The 17,811-nt window shown below is 43.3% G+C and carries 12 protein-coding genes; 5 read left to right on the top strand and 7 right to left on the bottom strand.

The genetic code is table 11. The annotated features are described in order from the left end of the window. Nucleotides 1-209 precede the first annotated feature (209 nt). From A6D97_RS19260 to A6D97_RS19235, 6 genes are all read right to left on the bottom strand, one after another. A complete protein-coding gene (locus tag A6D97_RS19260; protein ID WP_004733645.1) occupies nt 210-428 on the bottom strand; it encodes a DUF2835 domain-containing protein in 219 nt (72 codons plus the stop codon). A gap of 189 nt (nt 429-617) precedes the next feature. After that, nucleotides 618-3,224, bottom strand: a complete 2,607-nt coding sequence (pepN, locus tag A6D97_RS19255; RefSeq protein ID WP_065585049.1) for an aminopeptidase N — start codon at nt 3,222-3,224, stop codon at nt 618-620. A 218-nt stretch (nt 3,225-3,442) separates the two neighbouring features. Further along, nucleotides 3,443-4,126, bottom strand: coding sequence for a hypothetical protein (locus A6D97_RS19250; RefSeq protein ID WP_017059686.1), 684 nt, complete (start codon nt 4,124-4,126; stop codon nt 3,443-3,445). A gap of 322 nt (nt 4,127-4,448) precedes the next feature. Next, complete coding sequence (gene prc / locus A6D97_RS19245; RefSeq protein ID WP_017063843.1) at nt 4,449-6,443, bottom strand: carboxy terminal-processing peptidase; 1,995 nt, start codon at nt 6,441-6,443, stop codon at nt 4,449-4,451. Nucleotides 6,444-6,460: 17 nt separating this feature from the next. Then, nucleotides 6,461-7,084, bottom strand: coding sequence for an RNA chaperone ProQ (proQ, locus tag A6D97_RS19240; protein ID WP_017057223.1), 624 nt, complete (start codon nt 7,082-7,084; stop codon nt 6,461-6,463). A 97-nt stretch (nt 7,085-7,181) separates the two neighbouring features. Then, nucleotides 7,182-7,673, bottom strand: a complete 492-nt coding sequence (locus A6D97_RS19235) for a GAF domain-containing protein (RefSeq protein ID WP_017059689.1) — start codon at nt 7,671-7,673, stop codon at nt 7,182-7,184. Nucleotides 7,674-7,762: 89 nt separating this feature from the next. Here A6D97_RS19235 and A6D97_RS19230 point away from each other — a divergent pair, with 89 nt between their 5' ends. The 4 genes from A6D97_RS19230 (at nt 7,763) to rsmF (ending at nt 15,112) form a co-directional block, all read left to right on the top strand. Then, the gene (locus tag A6D97_RS19230) at nt 7,763-9,559 is read left to right on the top strand and encodes an ABC transporter ATP-binding protein (protein WP_017059690.1); all 1,797 of its coding nucleotides are present in this window, start codon (nt 7,763-7,765) and stop codon (nt 9,557-9,559) included. A gap of 54 nt (nt 9,560-9,613) precedes the next feature. Further along, nucleotides 9,614-10,897 carry a paraquat-inducible protein A gene (locus A6D97_RS19225; RefSeq protein WP_065585048.1) on the top strand — a complete coding sequence of 428 codons (1,284 nt, stop codon included), beginning with the start codon at nt 9,614-9,616 and terminating at the stop codon, nt 10,895-10,897. Then, nucleotides 10,884-13,541, top strand: a complete 2,658-nt coding sequence (locus A6D97_RS19220; RefSeq protein WP_065585047.1) for an MlaD family protein — start codon at nt 10,884-10,886, stop codon at nt 13,539-13,541. The genes A6D97_RS19225 and A6D97_RS19220 overlap by 14 nt, the downstream gene beginning before the upstream one ends. 149 nt (nt 13,542-13,690) lie before the next feature. Then, nucleotides 13,691-15,112 carry a 16S rRNA (cytosine(1407)-C(5))-methyltransferase RsmF gene (rsmF, locus tag A6D97_RS19215; RefSeq protein WP_065585046.1) on the top strand — a complete coding sequence of 474 codons (1,422 nt, stop codon included), beginning with the start codon at nt 13,691-13,693 and terminating at the stop codon, nt 15,110-15,112. Nucleotides 15,113-15,411: 299 nt separating this feature from the next. On the opposite strand, the gene A6D97_RS19210 is transcribed toward rsmF, so the two are convergent. After that, entirely contained in the window at nt 15,412-16,320 is a 909-nt protein-coding gene (locus tag A6D97_RS19210) for a S1-like domain-containing RNA-binding protein (RefSeq protein ID WP_017059694.1), read from the bottom strand. 28 nt (nt 16,321-16,348) lie between these two features. Between A6D97_RS19210 and A6D97_RS19205 the strand changes: the two genes are divergently transcribed. Next, nucleotides 16,349-17,704 (top strand): hypothetical protein, encoded by a 1,356-nt coding sequence (locus A6D97_RS19205; protein ID WP_017063834.1) that lies wholly within the window; start codon nt 16,349-16,351, stop codon nt 17,702-17,704. Nucleotides 17,705-17,811: the final 107 nt, after the last annotated feature.

Below are 17,811 nucleotides of genomic sequence, written 5' to 3'. Positions count from 1 at the left end.
AATTATATTTTATTATTAGGGGGATCACTTAATCTGGTGTTTGAAACGTGCCGTTGAGCTCTTTTCTACTAACGAGTTAAGCAAAGGTAATGCATTCATTTATTGTAAAAGCATTATTGAAAAATAGTTAATTGTTTTGGAGGTGGTAAGAGGTGAAATGTTTGATTATGTGATTAAGATTCCTTTTAACTCACTAGGCACGCCAAGGTTTACAGAGCTTCTAACTTAATAAACTTATTTTTTTGGTCAGTTGTCAGCCTAAACTGCCCTCTAACCCCTATTTGTGTAAGAAATGGTCTGAACCGAGTTGCAGGTAACTGTAAGCGTAAACCTGTTGTTGTTATCACTTGAACTTTACTTGCGGCGCCAGAATAGCTGGCCAAAAACTGCTGATACGAGATGTTAAGTTGGAAAATATAGCGATTCATACGATACCTGTATAAATATACAGTGCCAGTGTTTTTTGGCACTTTTAGATGTCTGACGGTGAAACTGAACTTGAAGCTGCTCTAGCTTATCGAAAATTCGATGAACCAGAAACAAAAAATCAGTGGCAGATATTCTCTACCACTGATGACCTTTCGTTGTAGCAAACAGTTACCTGAATGCGCGCTGACTTAAGCCTCTAGTGCTTTCGTCACTTTCTCAAACAAGTCTTTTGCTAGGTTGTCCATGTTCTTTAACGTCTCTAGTTCTTTTTTGATCAGAGCTTGGCGTTCATCGTCGTACTTACGGAATTTAAGAAGTGGATCAATCAGACGTGAAGCCACTTGCGGGTTGCTGCTGTTCAGTTCACGTAAGATCTCGCCTGCAAATGCATAGCCTTGACCAGACTTGTCGTGGAATTGAACCGGGTTCATGTTTAAGAATGAACCGACCAAGTTACGGGTACGGTTCGGGTTCTTCAAACTGAACGCCTGGTGCGACATCGACGCTTTGATCACTTCAAGTGCGTTTGAACTTGGGTTTGTACCTTGCAATGCAAACCACTTATCCATAACAAGACCATCGTGTTTCCACTTGTCACTGTAATCCACCATCAAGGTTTCACGACATGGTAGTTGTGCACTGTTTGCCGCGCCCATTGCTGCCATCGTATCTGTCATGTTGTTTGCTTGCTGGTACATCGCAACAACCAAGTCATTACCCTGCTCTGTATGTGCTAAGTAACTTAGGCAAACTTTACGTAGAGTACGCTTACCAATCGAATCGTGATCGACCGTGTATTCTGTTAGTGCGTGGCTGTGATAAACCGCCGCTAACTCGTCTTCAAGTTCTGCAGCTAGTGTGACTTTCATTGAGTTAAGAACCGATGCGACCGCATCAATATCAACGCGCTCGTACCAACCCGATACTTCATTGTGGCTTGGTAGAGAAAGCATTTCTGCAATAAACGCAGGCTCTAGTGAATCACTCAGCAGTACGCCACGGAATGCATCAACAACAGAATCAGAAAGCTCAAACGCTTGACCCTGCTGAACTTTCTCCACGTTACTGCGGATGTACTTCGCTAATAGCATTTGACCCGCATCCCAACGAGAGAATTCATTGCGTGCATTTACCATTAGGAAGATCAGTTCTTCATCTGAATAGTTGTACTCCAGTTTCACTGGCGCAGAAAATTCACGAAGTAATGATGGGATCGGTTGCTCAGAAACGTTTTCAAACACGAACGTTTGCTCTGCTTCTTTCACATCTAATACATTATGAACTGGCTTACCGTTACATTGTAACTCAACAACTTCACCCGCAGCTGTGTACAGCTCGATATCAAGAGGAATATGCAGAGCCTGCTTTTCCGTTTGCTCATGAGTTGGCGCTGTTACTTGGCGAGTTGTTAACGTGTACTGTTTCTTCTCTGCGTCGTACTTACTTTCAACAGACAGCGTCGGCGTACCAGATTGGCTGTACCATAAACGGAACTGAGATAGGTCGATGCCCGACGCATCTTCCATTGCCGCGACGAAGTCTTCACATGTTGCAGCCGTACCATCGTGACGTTCGAAGTACAGCTTCATGCCTTTTTGGAAACCATCTTCGCCCAACAATGTGTGGATCATACGGATCACTTCACTGCCCTTTTCGTACACGGTCAAAGTATAGAAGTTATTCATTTCTATCACTTTTTCTGGACGAATTGGATGAGACATTGGGCTAGCATCTTCTGCAAATTGTGGACCGCGAATGATACGTACATTGTTAATACGGTTTACTGCGCGAGAACCAAGATCAGATGAGAATTCTTGGTCACGGAATACCGTTAAGCCTTCTTTCAGACTTAACTGGAACCAATCGCGACACGTCACTCGGTTACCTGTCCAGTTGTGGAAATATTCATGGCCGATTACTGCTTCAATACCTAGGTAATCTGTATCCGTTGCAGTTTGGTCGTTTGCTAGAACGAACTTCGAATTGAATACGTTCAAGCCTTTGTTTTCCATCGCACCCATGTTGAAGAAATCAACGGCTACGATCATGTAGATGTCTAAGTCGTATTCAAGATTGAAACGTTCTTCGTCCCACTTCATTGAGTTAATCAAAGAAACCATCGCGTGGCTCGCACGGTCTAGATTGCCTTTATCAACAAAGATTTCTAGGTCAACTTTACGACCCGATTGTGTAGTGTATGCGTCACGAAGTACATCAAAGTCACCCGCTACTAAAGCAAACAAGTACGCTGGTTTTGGATGTGGGTCTTGCCACTTCACCCAATGACGACCGTTTTCAGCTTCACCTTCATCTACACGGTTACCATTACTTAATAAGAATGGGTTCTCTGCTTTGTCTGCAATTACCGTTGTAGTGAATTTCGCCAACACATCTGGGCGATCCATGTAGTAAGTGATACGGCGGAAACCTTCAGCTTCACATTGAGTACAGAACGCGCCACCCGACTTGTACAAGCCTTCAAGTGCACTGTTCCCTTCAGGGTTAACTTCGGTAACGATGGTTAGAGTAAATTCTTTTGGAAGGTCATTCAGCGTAAGTTGAGTTTCAGACTGTTCATATTGAGTCCACTCTTTACCTTCTACCAAAACAGAAACCAACTTCAAGCCTTCACCATCAAGTACTAATGTCGTGCTGTCTTTCTCCTGCTTAACACTAGAAACAGCCGTAACAATGGATGCTGAGTCGTACAAATCGAAAGTAAGATCGATTTCAGAAATCGTGTGAGATGGTGATTGATAATCTTTACGATACTTGGCTTGAGGTGTATGTGCCATGACGGGTTCCTTTTGATCGTTATACGTAATTATTTTTTAACTGTATATATCTAAAGGTTGAGCGCCAATAAAACAAGGGGAATATTAAAAAAAGGAGGCATTGTAAGAAAATGCCTCCATGTTTTGCTATTTTATCAATCAAATCAGACAGGAACGCCTAAGAAATGAACTGTGCACAATATTATCAACGAGTACGCCGTTACTGCTAAAACTCACGATTATCGAATGCGATTGAGTACCGCAAACATATCTCCCTCTTCACCTTGCAGCGTTAACACATCGCTGTTCAGTGTATATCGAGTGCCGTGTTCACCGTTCTCATAAAGTAACACTAGTTGATCGCCTTCTGTGTAATACACCCCGCGACGAATGACTTCACCACCTTCTTCATCTGATACTCGGAACATGAATATAAAGTCCGGCTGAAGGACTAAATCCATTTTTTGAATGTTACTCGCACGTAGATCGCTTCCAGACAGTTGGGCACTTGACCAGATTCCCGCCAATGCATTTGGCAAGGCCTTGGTGAACATAACACCGTTAAGATTCAGCATGTTGTGATTACTGCTGTACGCGTAAACCTGAGGTTCTGAGGTATTCAAACCCAAAATAATCGTGTCTTCATTGGCGTTATACAAACCTTCCCAATGATCGACACTGTAGTCTTTCTTTTGGATATCGATAGTGAATGAGTAGTTTGAATCAAGAGTGAGCTTGATCGCTCTAAAGTTTTCAGTGCCTTGCTCAGGATCAGGATTCATCAAATACCAATCACCAAGCAGCAAAGGAAGGTCAAAATGAGATAGATTACTATCACTTTTTGATTGTTGGCTACTCGAAGCGACCTCGCTCCCAAAAGCCACAAAACTTAAACAAGATAAAAATAGTAGAATCCATTTCATAAGCGTCCCCTCGTTTTCTTTAAGCTTAGGCACGTAATGAATAGAAAGCGAAAAAATATGATCTAAGTCACTAAATTTTAAGTGCGAAGTAACTTAAATGTCATTATCACTCGAAAAATAATACTTAAGTTTAGTTATTTTTACAGTGTACTTCACAGCCGAAAATCAAATAACAGTGGTTCTGCAGCAAGTTAAAAAGCGAGGAAGCATGCCGTTAACATGACATTATTCGAGGCAAGAACACAGGTACAAAAAAAGCGAGCCTAAGCTCGCTTTTCAAATAGTACGTCTTTAAACAATCACCTTATAACAGGTATTTTGTTTATTTCTTGATCATATCCAGCATGATAGCAACTGATTCATCAAGATAAGCATCCGGGGCTTCGTAGTCTTTTGGAATATCATCCAACGTTTTAAATGCCTCTAACTTAGCGGCTTTTTGACGTTGGTTAATACGCTCTAGACGAAGCGCATCCGCATCATCACTCTCTTGTTGACGAACCTTTTCATTCAGAGAAAGGTCATTGTCGTCTTTATCTGCCTTATATTTTTCAATATCTTGCGCGATAAAGCCAAATTCCATGTCTGTTGCGATACGAGCTTCGTGTTTAGCCGTCAACGCTGCGATCTGCTCATCGTTACGCTGTAACACTGAGTACTTCGCTTTGTCGATGCTGTCCCAAGGAAGAGCGTTGTCTTCAACACTTTCACCAGTATCTGCAGGATCAATTGGCGTTGGGTAAGCAATATCAGGTACTACACCCTTGTTTTGCGTACTACCACCATTGATTCGGTAGAATTTTTGGATTGTGTATTGAACGTAGCCTAACTCTTTATCGAACAAATCATAAATATGATTCAAAGAGCGATGCTGTTGCACCGTACCTTTACCGAAAGAGTTTTCACCCAAGATAATTGCACGGCCATAATCTTGCATCGCTGCTGCAAAGATTTCAGACGCTGAAGCACTGTAGCGATTCACCAATACCGTTAACGGGCCTTGGTAACTGATTTGACCATCAGTATCGCTGTTCACTTTGACACGACCGTAGCTATCACGAACCTGAACAACAGGTCCTTCTTTGATAAACAAACCAGAGAGTTCAGTTGCTTCAGTCAGTGCACCACCACCGTTGTTTCGGAGGTCAACAATAATACCTTCAACACCTTGCTCTTTAAGCTCGGTGATCAGTTTATCGGTATCTTTAGAAAGGCCAACGTAGAAACTTGGTACTTCTAATACACCAATTTTCTTGCCGTCTTTCTCGATCACTTCTGATTTAACAGCGCGGTCTTCTAAACGAATCTTATCGCGAACAATTGTGACAACGTGACTTTTTGCATCTTTACCATCTGGCAAGATCTGTAGCTTAACTTTGGTCCCTTTAGGGCCTTTAATAAGTTGTACTACATCGTCTAAACGCCAGCCGATAACATCAACAATTTCTTCGCCATCTTGACCAACACCAACAATGCGGTCTCCATCACTCAATTGTTTGCTGTTTGACGCAGGGCCACCAGCAACTAAAGAGCGAATAACGGTGTAGTCGTCTGTCATCTGAAGCACAGCACCAATACCTTCTAGAGATAGGTTCATCTCAGATTGGAATTGTTCTGCATTTCTTGGAGAAAGGTAACTGGTGTGCGGATCAACTTCACGCGCAAATGCGTTCATGTAGATCTGGAAAGCATCTTCATTATGCGATTGCGTAATACGCTTCATCGCATTGTTGTAACGCTTTTCCAAAACTTCTTGAATCTCTGGCCACTCTTTACCAGTAAGTTTTAGATTCAACGCATCATATTTAACGCGTTTTCTCCAAAGCTCATTCACTTCAGCGATATCTTTTGGCCATTCCGCTTCACTACGATTGAGCTCAATACTTTCATCGGTATCAAACTTAATCTCTGTATCTAGCAAAGACAATGCATATTGAAAACGTTCAAAACGCTTCTGCATAGACAGATTATAAACATCGAATGCAATCTGGTTATTGCCCGATTTCAGCTGATCATCAATTTGTTTAGATGACGCAGAGAAAGAGTCAATATCAGCTTGAGTGAAGATATTACGATTATAATCCAGCATCTCTAAGTAACGATTAAAGATAGCTTGAGAGAAATCATCGTTGAGATTGAAGTGTTTATAGTGAGAACGAGTAAATCGAGAAGTAACACGTTTACTAGCAGTTTCGTGTTGGACCCCAGGAGCGAGTAGAGGTAAATCGTCCTGATCTAATTTGGCTTCAAGAGCCTGAGCTGAAGCTGCTAGCCAAAAGCTAGCAGCAATCAGTGTCAATTTTGAACGGCATTTCATGCGTAGGAGTATCTCCTTTAAGCGCGCAAGTGCTCCGCTTTAACAACCATTTGTAGGCCGTTTGCTAACTGAACACGCACATCTTCCTTATTGATTTCAACAATGGTCGCAGCCATGTTTCCTTTACCCATGTTCACATTTACTTCTTTGCCAGCGATGAATTCGTCAGCATTCAAAGCGCGTGTTTCTACAGGCTTTTCTACTTTTGGTGCTTTAGGCGCTTGACGACGAGGCTGTTGAGCTTTCTTCGCCTTAGGTTTCGCTTTGCCTTCTTCACGAGCTTTTTGTGCTTGTTCTTTACGACGAGCCTGAACTTTCGCTTTGCTTTCTGCAAGTGTAGCTTTAGCGTGTTCAACGTGCTCTTCTTCTAGTGTGCCACACGCGTTGCCGTCTAGGTCAACACGTTCTGCGCCAGCTTTTACGCCGTGCAGGTAACGCCATGATGATGTGTACTGTCTTAACGCTGCACGAAGCTGAGTCTTACTTACTTTTTCGTCTTCATTTAGACGTTCAGCAAGATCTTGAAAAATACCAATTTTAAGTGGCTTCGCTTCACCTTCTAGAGTAAAGCATTTAGGGAAACATTCAGCAATATATGCGATAACTTCTTTGCTGTTTTTTAACTTTTCAGTGTTTTCCATGTGGGTTCCTGGTTTTTGCGGTTTTCCGCGAGCATTAAGAAAATATTTTTACGTATTATAGAGAGATGCTTGGGAAAAACCACAGTAAGAGAATAATTTATGCCTTGTTCGCGTGCGAATTAAGCAGCTTTTCCACTTCTGCCATGAAAAATGTCAATCCGTCCTCGTCAATTTGAGAAAAACGACCAACATTTGGGCTATCAATATCAAGAACGCCCGCGATTTTTCCGCCAATCGAGAACGGAATAACGATTTCTGAGTTACTTGCAGCGTCACAAGCGATGTGACCTTCGAACTCATGAACATCATGAATGCGCTGAACTGTATTCGTCGCAACCGCAGTTCCACACACACCACGCCCGACCGGAATTCGCACACAAGCAGGTTGACCTTGGAAAGGGCCCAGTACAAGTTCGTCTTTTTCCTTAGCTAAATCCTGCTTCATTAAATAGAAACCCGCCCAATTCAAGTCATCCAATTCCATGAATAATAATGAACTGATATTAGCAAGATTAGCAGTTAGATCGGTTTCTGATTCAATTAATGCAACGGCTTGTTTGGTTAAGCGTTGGTAATGTTCTATTTTCATATTAACTTCCAATTAAATTGAGACTTCCATTATCAAGAGAACGCAGTAGAATGCGGCCATCAAACTAAATAGGACTTATTCTCATTACAATGAACAATTCAGAAGACACTATTAGCCGTTCTTGGTTAATAACTCAAGTAAAAAAACACAAGTCCAAATTACTGTTTGCTAACATTATTGCCATATTTGCAACTCTCATTAGTGTCCCTATCCCGTTGCTCATGCCATTAATGGTTGATGAAGTATTACTCGATAAGCCCGCTTCAGGCTTAGAGATGATGAACCACCTACTTCCATCTTCATTACAAACACCGACTGGCTATATAGCACTAACTTTGTTGTTAGTGATTATCATGCGCTCCGTTAGCCAAGCGTTGAACATTCTGCAAGGGCGTCAGTTTACGCTTGTGTCCAAAACAATTACCTATCAAATGCGCAGCAAGATGATAGATAAGCTTGGTCGTATCAGTATTAGACAATACGAAACCAAAGGCAGCGGCGGTATCAACGCCCACCTAATAACAGACATAGAGACAATAGATAAGTTCATTGGCTCGACTCTTTCTAAATTTATCATCAGCTTCCTGACCGTGTTCGGTACAGCGATCGTGCTGTTGTGGCTAGAGTGGCGTTTAGGGTTGTTCATTTTACTGGTCAATCCTGTTGTGATTTATTTCTCCCGTAAACTAGGCAGCAGGGTCAAACACCTTAAGAAATACGAAAACCAATCTTTTGAGCGCTTTCAAAACCGTTTGGTGGAAACCTTAGATGGCATTTACCAACTGCGCGCGGCGAATAAAGAGCGTATCTTTCTCGATGAGCTTAAGGTTCAAGCAAACCAAGTAAGAATCGATGCCGACAAATACGCTTGGCAATCTGAAGCTGCTGGCCGTGTTTCGTTTCTACTCTTCTTATTAGGTTTCGAGCTTTTCCGTGCCGTCGCGATGCTAATGGTGTTATTCAGTGACTTAACCATTGGTCAGATTTTCGCGGTATTTGGCTACTTGTGGTTCATGTTAGGCCCAGTTCAAGAGCTACTAGGGATTCAATTCTCTTGGTATAGCGCGAAAGCGGCACTACAACGCATCAACGATCTTCTTCAGTTAGAAGAAGAGAAGCGCCCTATCAGTAAAGTGAACCCATTTACTGAAGATCAAGAAGTGACAGTTGACATCGAAGACGTTACATTCTCTTACACATTAGAAAACACTGTTTTGAATAGGCTATCGCTGCACATCCCTGCAGGTAAAAAAGTCGCTTTGGTCGGTGCGAGTGGAGGGGGTAAATCTACGTTAATCCAGTTGCTGATTGGGGTTTACCAAGCAGACTCAGGTTGCATTCGCTATAACGGTGAAACAACCGATGACATCAGCTTTGATGTAATACGCAATCAAATTGCCGTTGTTTTACAACAACCTATACTCTTTAACGATACATTAAGGCATAATCTGACCCTTGGTGCTGAATACGACGAAATGTCGTTGTGGCGTGCGCTTGAAGTCGCTCAAATGCAAGATGTCATCAAGCAACTGAGCAATGGCTTAGATACACAAATTGGTAGGAATGGCGTTCGACTGTCTGGTGGTCAACGACAACGCTTAGCAATAGCTCGTATGGTGCTGAGCAATCCTAAGTTTGTTATTCTTGATGAAGCGACATCTGCACTCGATACAGCAACAGAGTCAGCACTGCATAAAGCGTTGAGCGAGTTTTTGAAAGATCGCACAACTTTGATAGTGGCTCATCGATTATCAGCGGTGAAACAAGCCGATCTAATCTATGTTTTAGAAGATGGACAAGTCACACAGACGGGAACACATGGTGAATTGGTTGAACAACAAGGACTCTATCAAACACTCTACGGCAGTGTGCAATCGCACGCCTGATGTTTGTGGCTCTGAGTCTTTAAGTCGGGTTGCTAACCTAACTTACGTTTCAACTTGGGAGGTCGCGTGACCTCCCCATCCGTAACCAACCCTTTATCAACAAAACACCAATGCGACAGCAGCTCAGTGCGTCTTTGCCAGGGCTGCGAACTTCCCGTAGATAAAATGGACATCCCTTTAGGGAAATCAGCTTACTGCCCAAGATGCGGAACTCAGCTTTATAGAGGCGGGACCCCTAGCCTCTCTGGAAACCTAGCAATTGCGATTACCTGCTTATTGCTGTTTATCCCCTCGCACTTTTTTGAATTCATCAGTATTCGCCTGATTGGTGTCATGATACCTGCAACATTACCATCCGGCGTCTTTACTTTAATGGGTGAAGGCTTCCCTCTGCTTGGCTTACTGATCCTGTTCTGCAGTTCGATCGCTCCGTTGCTCGTGTGTACATCGGTACTCATTACCCATTTATCATTGCGCTTCAAATTTTTTACACCATTTAGGTATGCGCTAGCCATCATCCAGACATTAAAACATTGGATGATGTTGGATGTGTTTCTGGTAAGTTTGGCGGTCTCATGTTTCAAACTGCAAGATTACTCAGATATTTTTGTCGGCCCTGGATTGGTTGGCCTCATTCTTCTGCAGCTTTTCAGTGTATTGTTGGTAAGCCGCATCAGCGTGCGTCGCTACTGGGAAGCTTGGACAAAAGAATCTGACTACTCATTTACTGAAAGTAAGAACGTACACTGTCACAACTGCCACCTATCTCAACCGGATGGGCATACTTGCGTGCGTTGTCACCATGACTTATACCACCGCAAGCCCTACTCTATACAGAAGACATGGGCACTGTTGTTTGCCGCATCAGTGGCTATTGTGCCAGCCAACGTCATCCCGATTTCTATCCTTATCACCAACGGACAAAGGCTAGAAGACACAATAATTTCCGGTGTCGCGTCGCTAATAAATAGCGATATGTATGGCATTGCAGCGATCATTTTCATTGCCAGTATCGTCGTTCCCGTCGCGAAAATACTGGGCCTCGCGTACATCTTAATCTGTATCAAGATGAAACGTACGATTTACCACAGACAACGTATGACCATCTATTTCATCGTGAAATGGGTGGGAAAATGGTCGGTTATGGATCTATTCGTTATTTCGATCATGATGACCTTGGTCGACCGCGGACAAATTTTAAACTTTACACCAGGTTATGGTGCAGTCGCTTTTGGCGTCGTGGTTGTTCTCACGATGCTAGCAGCGGAAAGCTTAGATCCTAGGCTAATTTGGGATAACTACACCTCTAAAGATGAGTCAGTGAATGAACAACGATAACCAATCACAAACGTCATATTCACCAGAAGTAAGGAAAAACAAAGGCATCTCACCTTTGTGGATTCTGCCGATATTAACCGTCGCATTAGCCGGTTGGTTGGTCATGAAATCGATCCACGATGCAGGCCAACGTGTGCAGATATACTTTTCAGATGCCGCAGGTTTAGTCGCAGGTCGAACAACGATTCGTTACCAAGGCTTAGAGGTGGGTATGGTGCGCGACATCACCTTATCCAAAGATCTATCGAGCATCTATGTCGATGCTGACATCTACCCAGAAGCGAAGAAACTACTATCAAAAGGCACACGTTTTTGGCTCGTAAAGCCAACGGCCAGTTTGTCTGGTATCTCTGGGTTAGATGCACTTGTTTCAGGTAACTATATCGCTATACATCCTAGCGAAACTAAAGAAGAGCCAGAAACCGTTTTTCAGGCTTTAGAGTCGTCCCCTTCTGATTTGCTGGCTTCTGAAGGTCTAAACATCTCATTGACGACCAAAGATCTGGGCGGCGTGTCTGTTGGCTCTCAAATCGTTTACCGTAAAATCCCAATTGGTGAGGTTTACAACTACCAGCTAAACGACAACGCTAAATCCGTAACCATTCAAGCGTCAATTAAAGATGAATACAGCCATATCATTACCGATCAAAGCCGTTTTTGGAATGTCAGTGGCTTAGGTGCCAGTATTGGATTTTCAGGTGTTGACGTGCGCTTAGAAAGCCTCAGTGCGCTACTTGGCGGTTCAATTGCGGTCGACTCTCCGGGAGAAGGCCAACCCGTAGAGATGAATACCAAGTTCAAGCTCTACCCAGATTTGAAGACAGCGGGTCGAGGTATCTCTATCAAGATCGCCGTTCCCGATGATAATAAAATCAGTGCAACGGGTGCTCCGATCATGTATCGCGGCATTGAAATCGGTCAAATCACTGATTTATCGCTAAGTGAAGGGCGTGAAAACGTCGTTGCATCTGCCGCTATCCAACCGGCATTCAGTGACTTTTTAAACAGCGGCAGTAAATTCGTTCTAGAAGAGGCTGAACTGTCGCTTACTGGCATGAAAAACATTGCCAATTTAGTGACAGGTAACTTTTTAACCTTGGTACCGGGTGAAGGTGAAAAGGCGCGTCGATTTACTGCAATCCGCAAAAATGAATTCAGTCAGGAACAAGAGAAATCCGTTGCGATTCGCTTAACGTCGAACAATTCGTTCGGGTTAGATGTCGGTACACAACTTCTCTACAAAGGCATTGCCGTTGGCTCTATCATCCATGTGGGATTAGTTGATGGTGTTGGTACGGGCTCTGAAAAACACGAAGTCTTCATGGATGCACTTATCGATAATGAGTATGCGCACCTTATCAAAAGCCACAACCGTTTCTTTGTGACAGGTAGTGCGACTGCAGAGCTAACCGAATCAGGCTTGAGTGTTACGGTCCCACCAGCAAAACAGCTTCTTACCGGCTCGATTAGCTTTGTGAGTGAAGGTAAATCTGAAGCTCGAACGGACTACCAACTTTTCCAAAGTAAGTCGTTAGCAGAAATTGCTAAGTTTAATCAGTCTGGTTCAAAGACACTTTCTTTGTTTGCCAGTGAGTTACCTTCAATTTCTAAAGGCAGTCCACTCCTCTACCGCAACCTACAAGTGGGTAGTATTTCTGATTTTCAGCTTGCCGACGGTGGCGTAAGAATCAAAGTCACAATCGAAAATCGTTACACACACTTACTCAACAAGCACACTGTTTTCTGGAACCGATCAGGCGTTGAGGTTGATGCGTCGCTATCGGGTATCAGCATTAAAGCGGCACCAGTTAAAACCCTTATCCAAGGCGGTATTGCTTTTGACTCTCTGCCGGGAATCGACAACAAACTTGGTGACGTGTGGAAGCTTTACAAAGATTCAAAATCTGCTCGAAAATTTGGCCGCGCGATTACTATCACCTCTTCTGGCGATCAAGAAGTCAACAAGGGCATGGCGATCAAATATCAAGGTGTCACTGTTGGTGAGGTTACTTTGGTGATTCCGAACTTCAACAAGGGCGGCATTGAAATTACTGCGCGTATTTTACCTGAGTACGTCGACAAGATTGCCGTGACGAACAGTCACTTCTGGTTGGCAGAACCTGAGATTGGCCTTAATGGCATCAAAAACGTCTCTGCGCTGCTCTCTAAACACATCAACGTAGACCCGGGCAAAGGTGAAAGAAACACGAAATTTGAGCTTAGCAAAGGACCTGTGCAGCCTGAAGGCAAGATATTCCAACTGCAAAGCGAAACGCGCGGCTCAGTATCTGAAGGTACACCTATCCTATTCCGTGAACTAGAAATTGGCAGTGTTATAGATGTTCAGCTGGGCGAGTTTGCTGATCGCATCATATCTACGATTCAAATAGAACCTGACTACGCGTATCTAATCCGCGCAAACACCGTGTTCTGGAACGTGTCGGGCGTCGATGTCTCTATCGGCCTGTCAGGCGCAAACATCAAAGCCGGAACGGTAGACAGCTTGTTAAGAGGTGGTATTACATTCTCAACGCCACCGACAAATGAACTTCAACCAGTAGCAAGCGAAGATCAGTCTTTCTACCTCTATCCTCAAGCCGAAGATGAGTGGAAATCATGGAGAACCGCAATTCCTCGTCCATAGAGTGAACTCTCTGACGTTTCTGGAAGATTAATTCTTCATCAAAATGCAGCCATTAGGCTGCATTTTTGTTGTTTGCTGCAAATATGGTTTAGGACGGCCTCATTTTGCTTTAAACTCCCCGCATTAATGCAATAAATCGAGATACTCTTTTGCACGCTAACGTATATATTCCTGAAGAATTCCTAACGCACATCGAAGCAATCATGCCTAGTCATCTAGATATGACTTCTTTTGTCGCGTCATGCCAAAAACCACTTCGTAAAAGTATTCGAATCAACACATTGAAAATCAGTGTTGAAGACTTCCTAGTACGAGCAAAAGAGAAAGGCTGGGAACTGGAACCTGTACCTTGGTGTGAAACGGGCTTTTGGATTACAGCTGATGAAAGTGAAGCGCCACTAGGTAATACGGCAGAACACATGTCTGGTCTTTTCTACATCCAAGAAGCCAGCTCGATGATGCCACCTTCGGCACTTTTCCAAGGTGAAGCTGATTACCAAGCGGTGTTAGACACTGCGGCTGCACCCGGCTCTAAAACAACGCAAATCGCTGCGCTAATGAATAATCGCGGTGTATTGGTTGCCAATGAGTACGCAGCAAGCCGTGTGAAAGTCCTTCACGCTAACATAGAACGTTGTGGTGTTCGTAATGCCGCTCTAAGTAACTTTGACGGTCGAGTTTTCGGTGGTTGGTTACCAGAACAGTTTGATGCTGTGTTGCTAGACGCCCCCTGCTCTGGCGAAGGTACCATTCGTAAAGACGCCGATGCGATGAAGAACTGGACGTATCAATCTGTGGTCGACATTGCCGACACGCAAAAAGATCTGATTGAAAGTGCATTCCATGCTCTTAAACCTAATGGTGTTTTGGTTTACTCAACGTGTACGCTTAGCACCGAAGAGAACCAACAAGTGTGTCATCACCTAAAAGAAACCTTTGGTGATGCGGTTGAATTCGAATCTCTGGAATCACTATTCGACAACGCAAAAGCAACCACGACAGAAGAAGGCTTTCTTCACATCTTCCCACAGGTCTATGACTCTGAAGGTTTCTTTGTTGCACGTATCCGTAAACTAGCGTCTGTTACTCCACCAGAAGTTAAAAAACGTATGGGTAAATTCCCATTTGAAAAAGCATCAAAGAAAACTCAGCAAGAAGTCGCTGAACAACTAATGAGTACTCTCGATATCGAATTGCCAAGCGATACTCAGGTTTGGATTCGCGACAAATACGTTTGGCTATTCCCAGAAGCGCTAGAGCCGATGATCGGTGAGTTCCGTTTTTCTCGCATGGGAATCAAGATCGCTGAAACCCATAAAAAAGGTTACCGCTGGCAGCACCAAGTAGCGACAACGCTCGCAACAAGTAATGAAGCTAATGTTGTAGAGCTTAGTATTGAAGATGCTCGTGAATGGTTCATGGGCCGCGATGTTCGCCCTGAAAACTTGTCAGGAAAAGGTGAAGTACTAGTGAAGTACAATGGTGCAATCATCGGCCTTGGTAAGTGGGTTGGCAACCGAGTGAAGAACGGTTTACCACGCGAACTCGTGCGCGATAAGAACCTTTTCTAAAAGCGTTCGCACTGAATACACCTTAATAAACAAAAAGCCCAAACAACGTTAATTGTTTGGGCTTTTTCTATTCTATCGGCCATATAAGTCAGTGTGCGAGCGCTTGTAAATCAACAGCTAATTATATAAATATCAATTCAAGTCACTATTTCCAAAAAGAAAAATCGCACTTTAGAGAATCTAAACTATACTTCAATCTAACAGTCAAAAGATTAAAACGATTAGCGTAGGCTCTTCGGAGCCCTTTCCCCTAAGCCCAAACAGGAAGGTTTGGGCTTTTTTTTGACCGAAAGGACCGCTTACTTAACTAAGCTGATACCTTCTTTGTCGATAGTGATCTTGCCAGATTTGTATAGACCACCAATTGTCTTCTTGAACGTACCTTTGCTGGTTCTGAATGCAGAGAAAATAACTTCAGGAGAAGACTTATCATTCAAAGGCAGGTAACCGCCTTTCTTCTCAAGCAGGTCAAGAACCTTAGTGCTTAGGTCATCCATCTTAGCCACACCAACCTTCTGAAGAGACAAATCAATCTTACCGTCTTCTTCACGAACGTTTTTAATGTAGCCTTTTAGTGTTTTACCAATGAACAGCTTACCGATGATGTCAGATGGGAAAATCATACCCCAGTGTTCACCGTTCACGATCGCTTTGTAACCTAACTGGCTGCGCTCAGCGATAATGAGATCGACTTGCTCATTTTGCTTATAAGTCGCAGGCGTGTTGTCTAACCATTTGTTGAACTTCGTTGTACCAACGATACGGCTCGATGCTTTATCGATATACACATATACTAAGATTGACTGACCTTCGTTTAAACGGCCACGCTGCTCGCTGAAAGGAACAAGAAGGTCTTTACCTTTCACGCCCCAGCTCATGAATGCACCAGTGCTGTTAACACCTTCAACCGTCATCAAACCAAACTGGCCTACTTGAGCTATTGGTTTTTCAGTCGTTGCAGCGATCTGGTTGTCAGAATCTATGTATAAGAAAACATCTAGCTTTTGACCAATTTCAACACCTTCAGGAGTAAATCGTTTCGGCAGCAACACGGTTCCATAGTCGCTCGCGTCAAGGAATACACCGAAGTCTGCTTGTTTTACTACTTCTAAGTTGTTTATTTGACCAATATTAATCATCAAGGTTGTCTCTACTTTAAATTTGGCGGAGATTATACGTGATCTCTGATATGCTTTCGCTAGTTTCATTCATATTTTTACATTCTAGGAGACATCGTTGATCACCGTTGATAAACAAGATGCGATAACACTTAAAATTAACCATGCCATGGCTAAGACCAAAAAGCTCGACATGGACGTTTATCTATTCATTCCCGGTGAACTTGGACTGACTCCTGAAGTGCTTTCTGAAAGTGCCTTTTTCTACAGCTCAATCACTCAAAAACGTGCCTACTATAGTGACAAAACACTTTTACCTTTGGTACACAGTCGCTTGGCAAAACGTGGACGCTTATCTACAACACAGTATCGTGTCAGTTTGAGTCTGTTTGCCTACCAATATGTTATCGCGTTAGATAAAGCAGTCAGCAGCTTAAATAAAACTGATAGTGACGACGTAACGGCTGATGAAGTAGATGAAGTCATTGAATTGGCTTTAGATATCTTGAAGAAGCTACGCCGAAGCATCCCTTACGAAGAAAATCTCAAGCGCTACTACGCTAATATCGATAACTACCTATCTTGGTATACCGAGCAAAAGTTCCTATCGCTAGTTTCACACATGCCACGAGGTAGTGAGTATTCAACGATTAAAGAACGACTCTTAACGCTTTGTGATAAAGAGACCGCGCACCGTAAACTGAACCGCTACAACTCAGCAAGAGTTCGAGAGGACGTTACCCGCTTGAGTAACAAGATGCGTTTGCTGCGTCGTTTGATTGAACACCCTATCGTGCTTAAAGAAAAGACAACGTCGATGGGTAAGAACGTTAAGCGTGCCGTGAAAGGCATCGCGACCGGTTTGGTGATGGTTGTCGTGACCACTACTGTGATCTTGGCTCGTGACTTTCTTGGTGAGATTACCGCCTCTTTCATCGTGGCAATGTCTTTCATTTACGCACTGCGTGAGATCTTTAAAGATGACTTGAGAGACATCCTTTGGCGCTGGCTGCGTAAAGGCAAGCCAAAATGGAAGCGTCGTTACTATGATCCAACGACCAACAAGTCAGTAGGCCATAAACTGGAATGGTTGGACTACGCAAATTTTTCTAAGCTTGCAGATCGCATTCAGTCGATCCGTAAAAAGCGTGTGGTACAACGTGAAGAGCAAATCTTGCATTACCGCTCTCATACTGAGATGTCGACATCGACCTTTATGAGTGGTTATGAGGAGACTCGTGAAACGTTATCGATCAGCCTCAGAGCGCTGACACGGTTGATGGATAAAGGCTCAAACAAGATCTACCGCTTGAATGAAGGACAAGTGAGCCGCGAATCAGTAGAAAAGCGTCATCTTCTCAACCTGATCATTAAAGAGAACAACCATGATAACGAACCAACCTACTACCGTTGGAAGATCGTTATGAACCGTTCAAAAATAGTTGATATTGAGCAGATCACTCAAGAGTCATAGAGCCGTTATAAAGTTCTCTATAACGGTATGTGGAAACCATTCACATACCGTTGTTTTATCTCTTCAACGTTACCCATGACTTCTAAACCAAAATCTATTATTTAATC

Source organism: Vibrio sp. ZF57 (assembly GCF_001691235.1).
GTDB classification, from domain to species: Bacteria; Pseudomonadota; Gammaproteobacteria; order Enterobacterales; family Vibrionaceae; genus Vibrio; species Vibrio crassostreae_C.
Note: the sequence above shows the minus strand (reverse complement) of the source record. Positions and strands in the feature narration are given on the sequence as shown.

Coding starts and splice junctions, on each gene's coding strand:
- A6D97_RS19260 (WP_004733645.1), bottom strand. CDS start 428: ATGAATCGCTATATTTTCCAACTTAACATCTCGTATCAGCAGTTTTTG.
- pepN (WP_065585049.1), bottom strand. CDS start 3,224: ATGGCACATACACCTCAAGCCAAGTATCGTAAAGATTATCAATCACCA.
- A6D97_RS19250 (WP_017059686.1), bottom strand. CDS start 4,126: ATGAAATGGATTCTACTATTTTTATCTTGTTTAAGTTTTGTGGCTTTT.
- prc (WP_017063843.1), bottom strand. CDS start 6,443: ATGAAATGCCGTTCAAAATTGACACTGATTGCTGCTAGCTTTTGGCTA.
- proQ (WP_017057223.1), bottom strand. CDS start 7,084: ATGGAAAACACTGAAAAGTTAAAAAACAGCAAAGAAGTTATCGCATAT.
- A6D97_RS19235 (WP_017059689.1), bottom strand. CDS start 7,673: ATGAAAATAGAACATTACCAACGCTTAACCAAACAAGCCGTTGCATTA.
- A6D97_RS19230 (WP_017059690.1), top strand. CDS start 7,763: ATGAACAATTCAGAAGACACTATTAGCCGTTCTTGGTTAATAACTCAA.
- A6D97_RS19220 (WP_065585047.1), top strand. CDS start 10,884: ATGAACAACGATAACCAATCACAAACGTCATATTCACCAGAAGTAAGG.
- A6D97_RS19210 (WP_017059694.1), bottom strand. CDS start 16,320: ATGAAACTAGCGAAAGCATATCAGAGATCACGTATAATCTCCGCCAAA.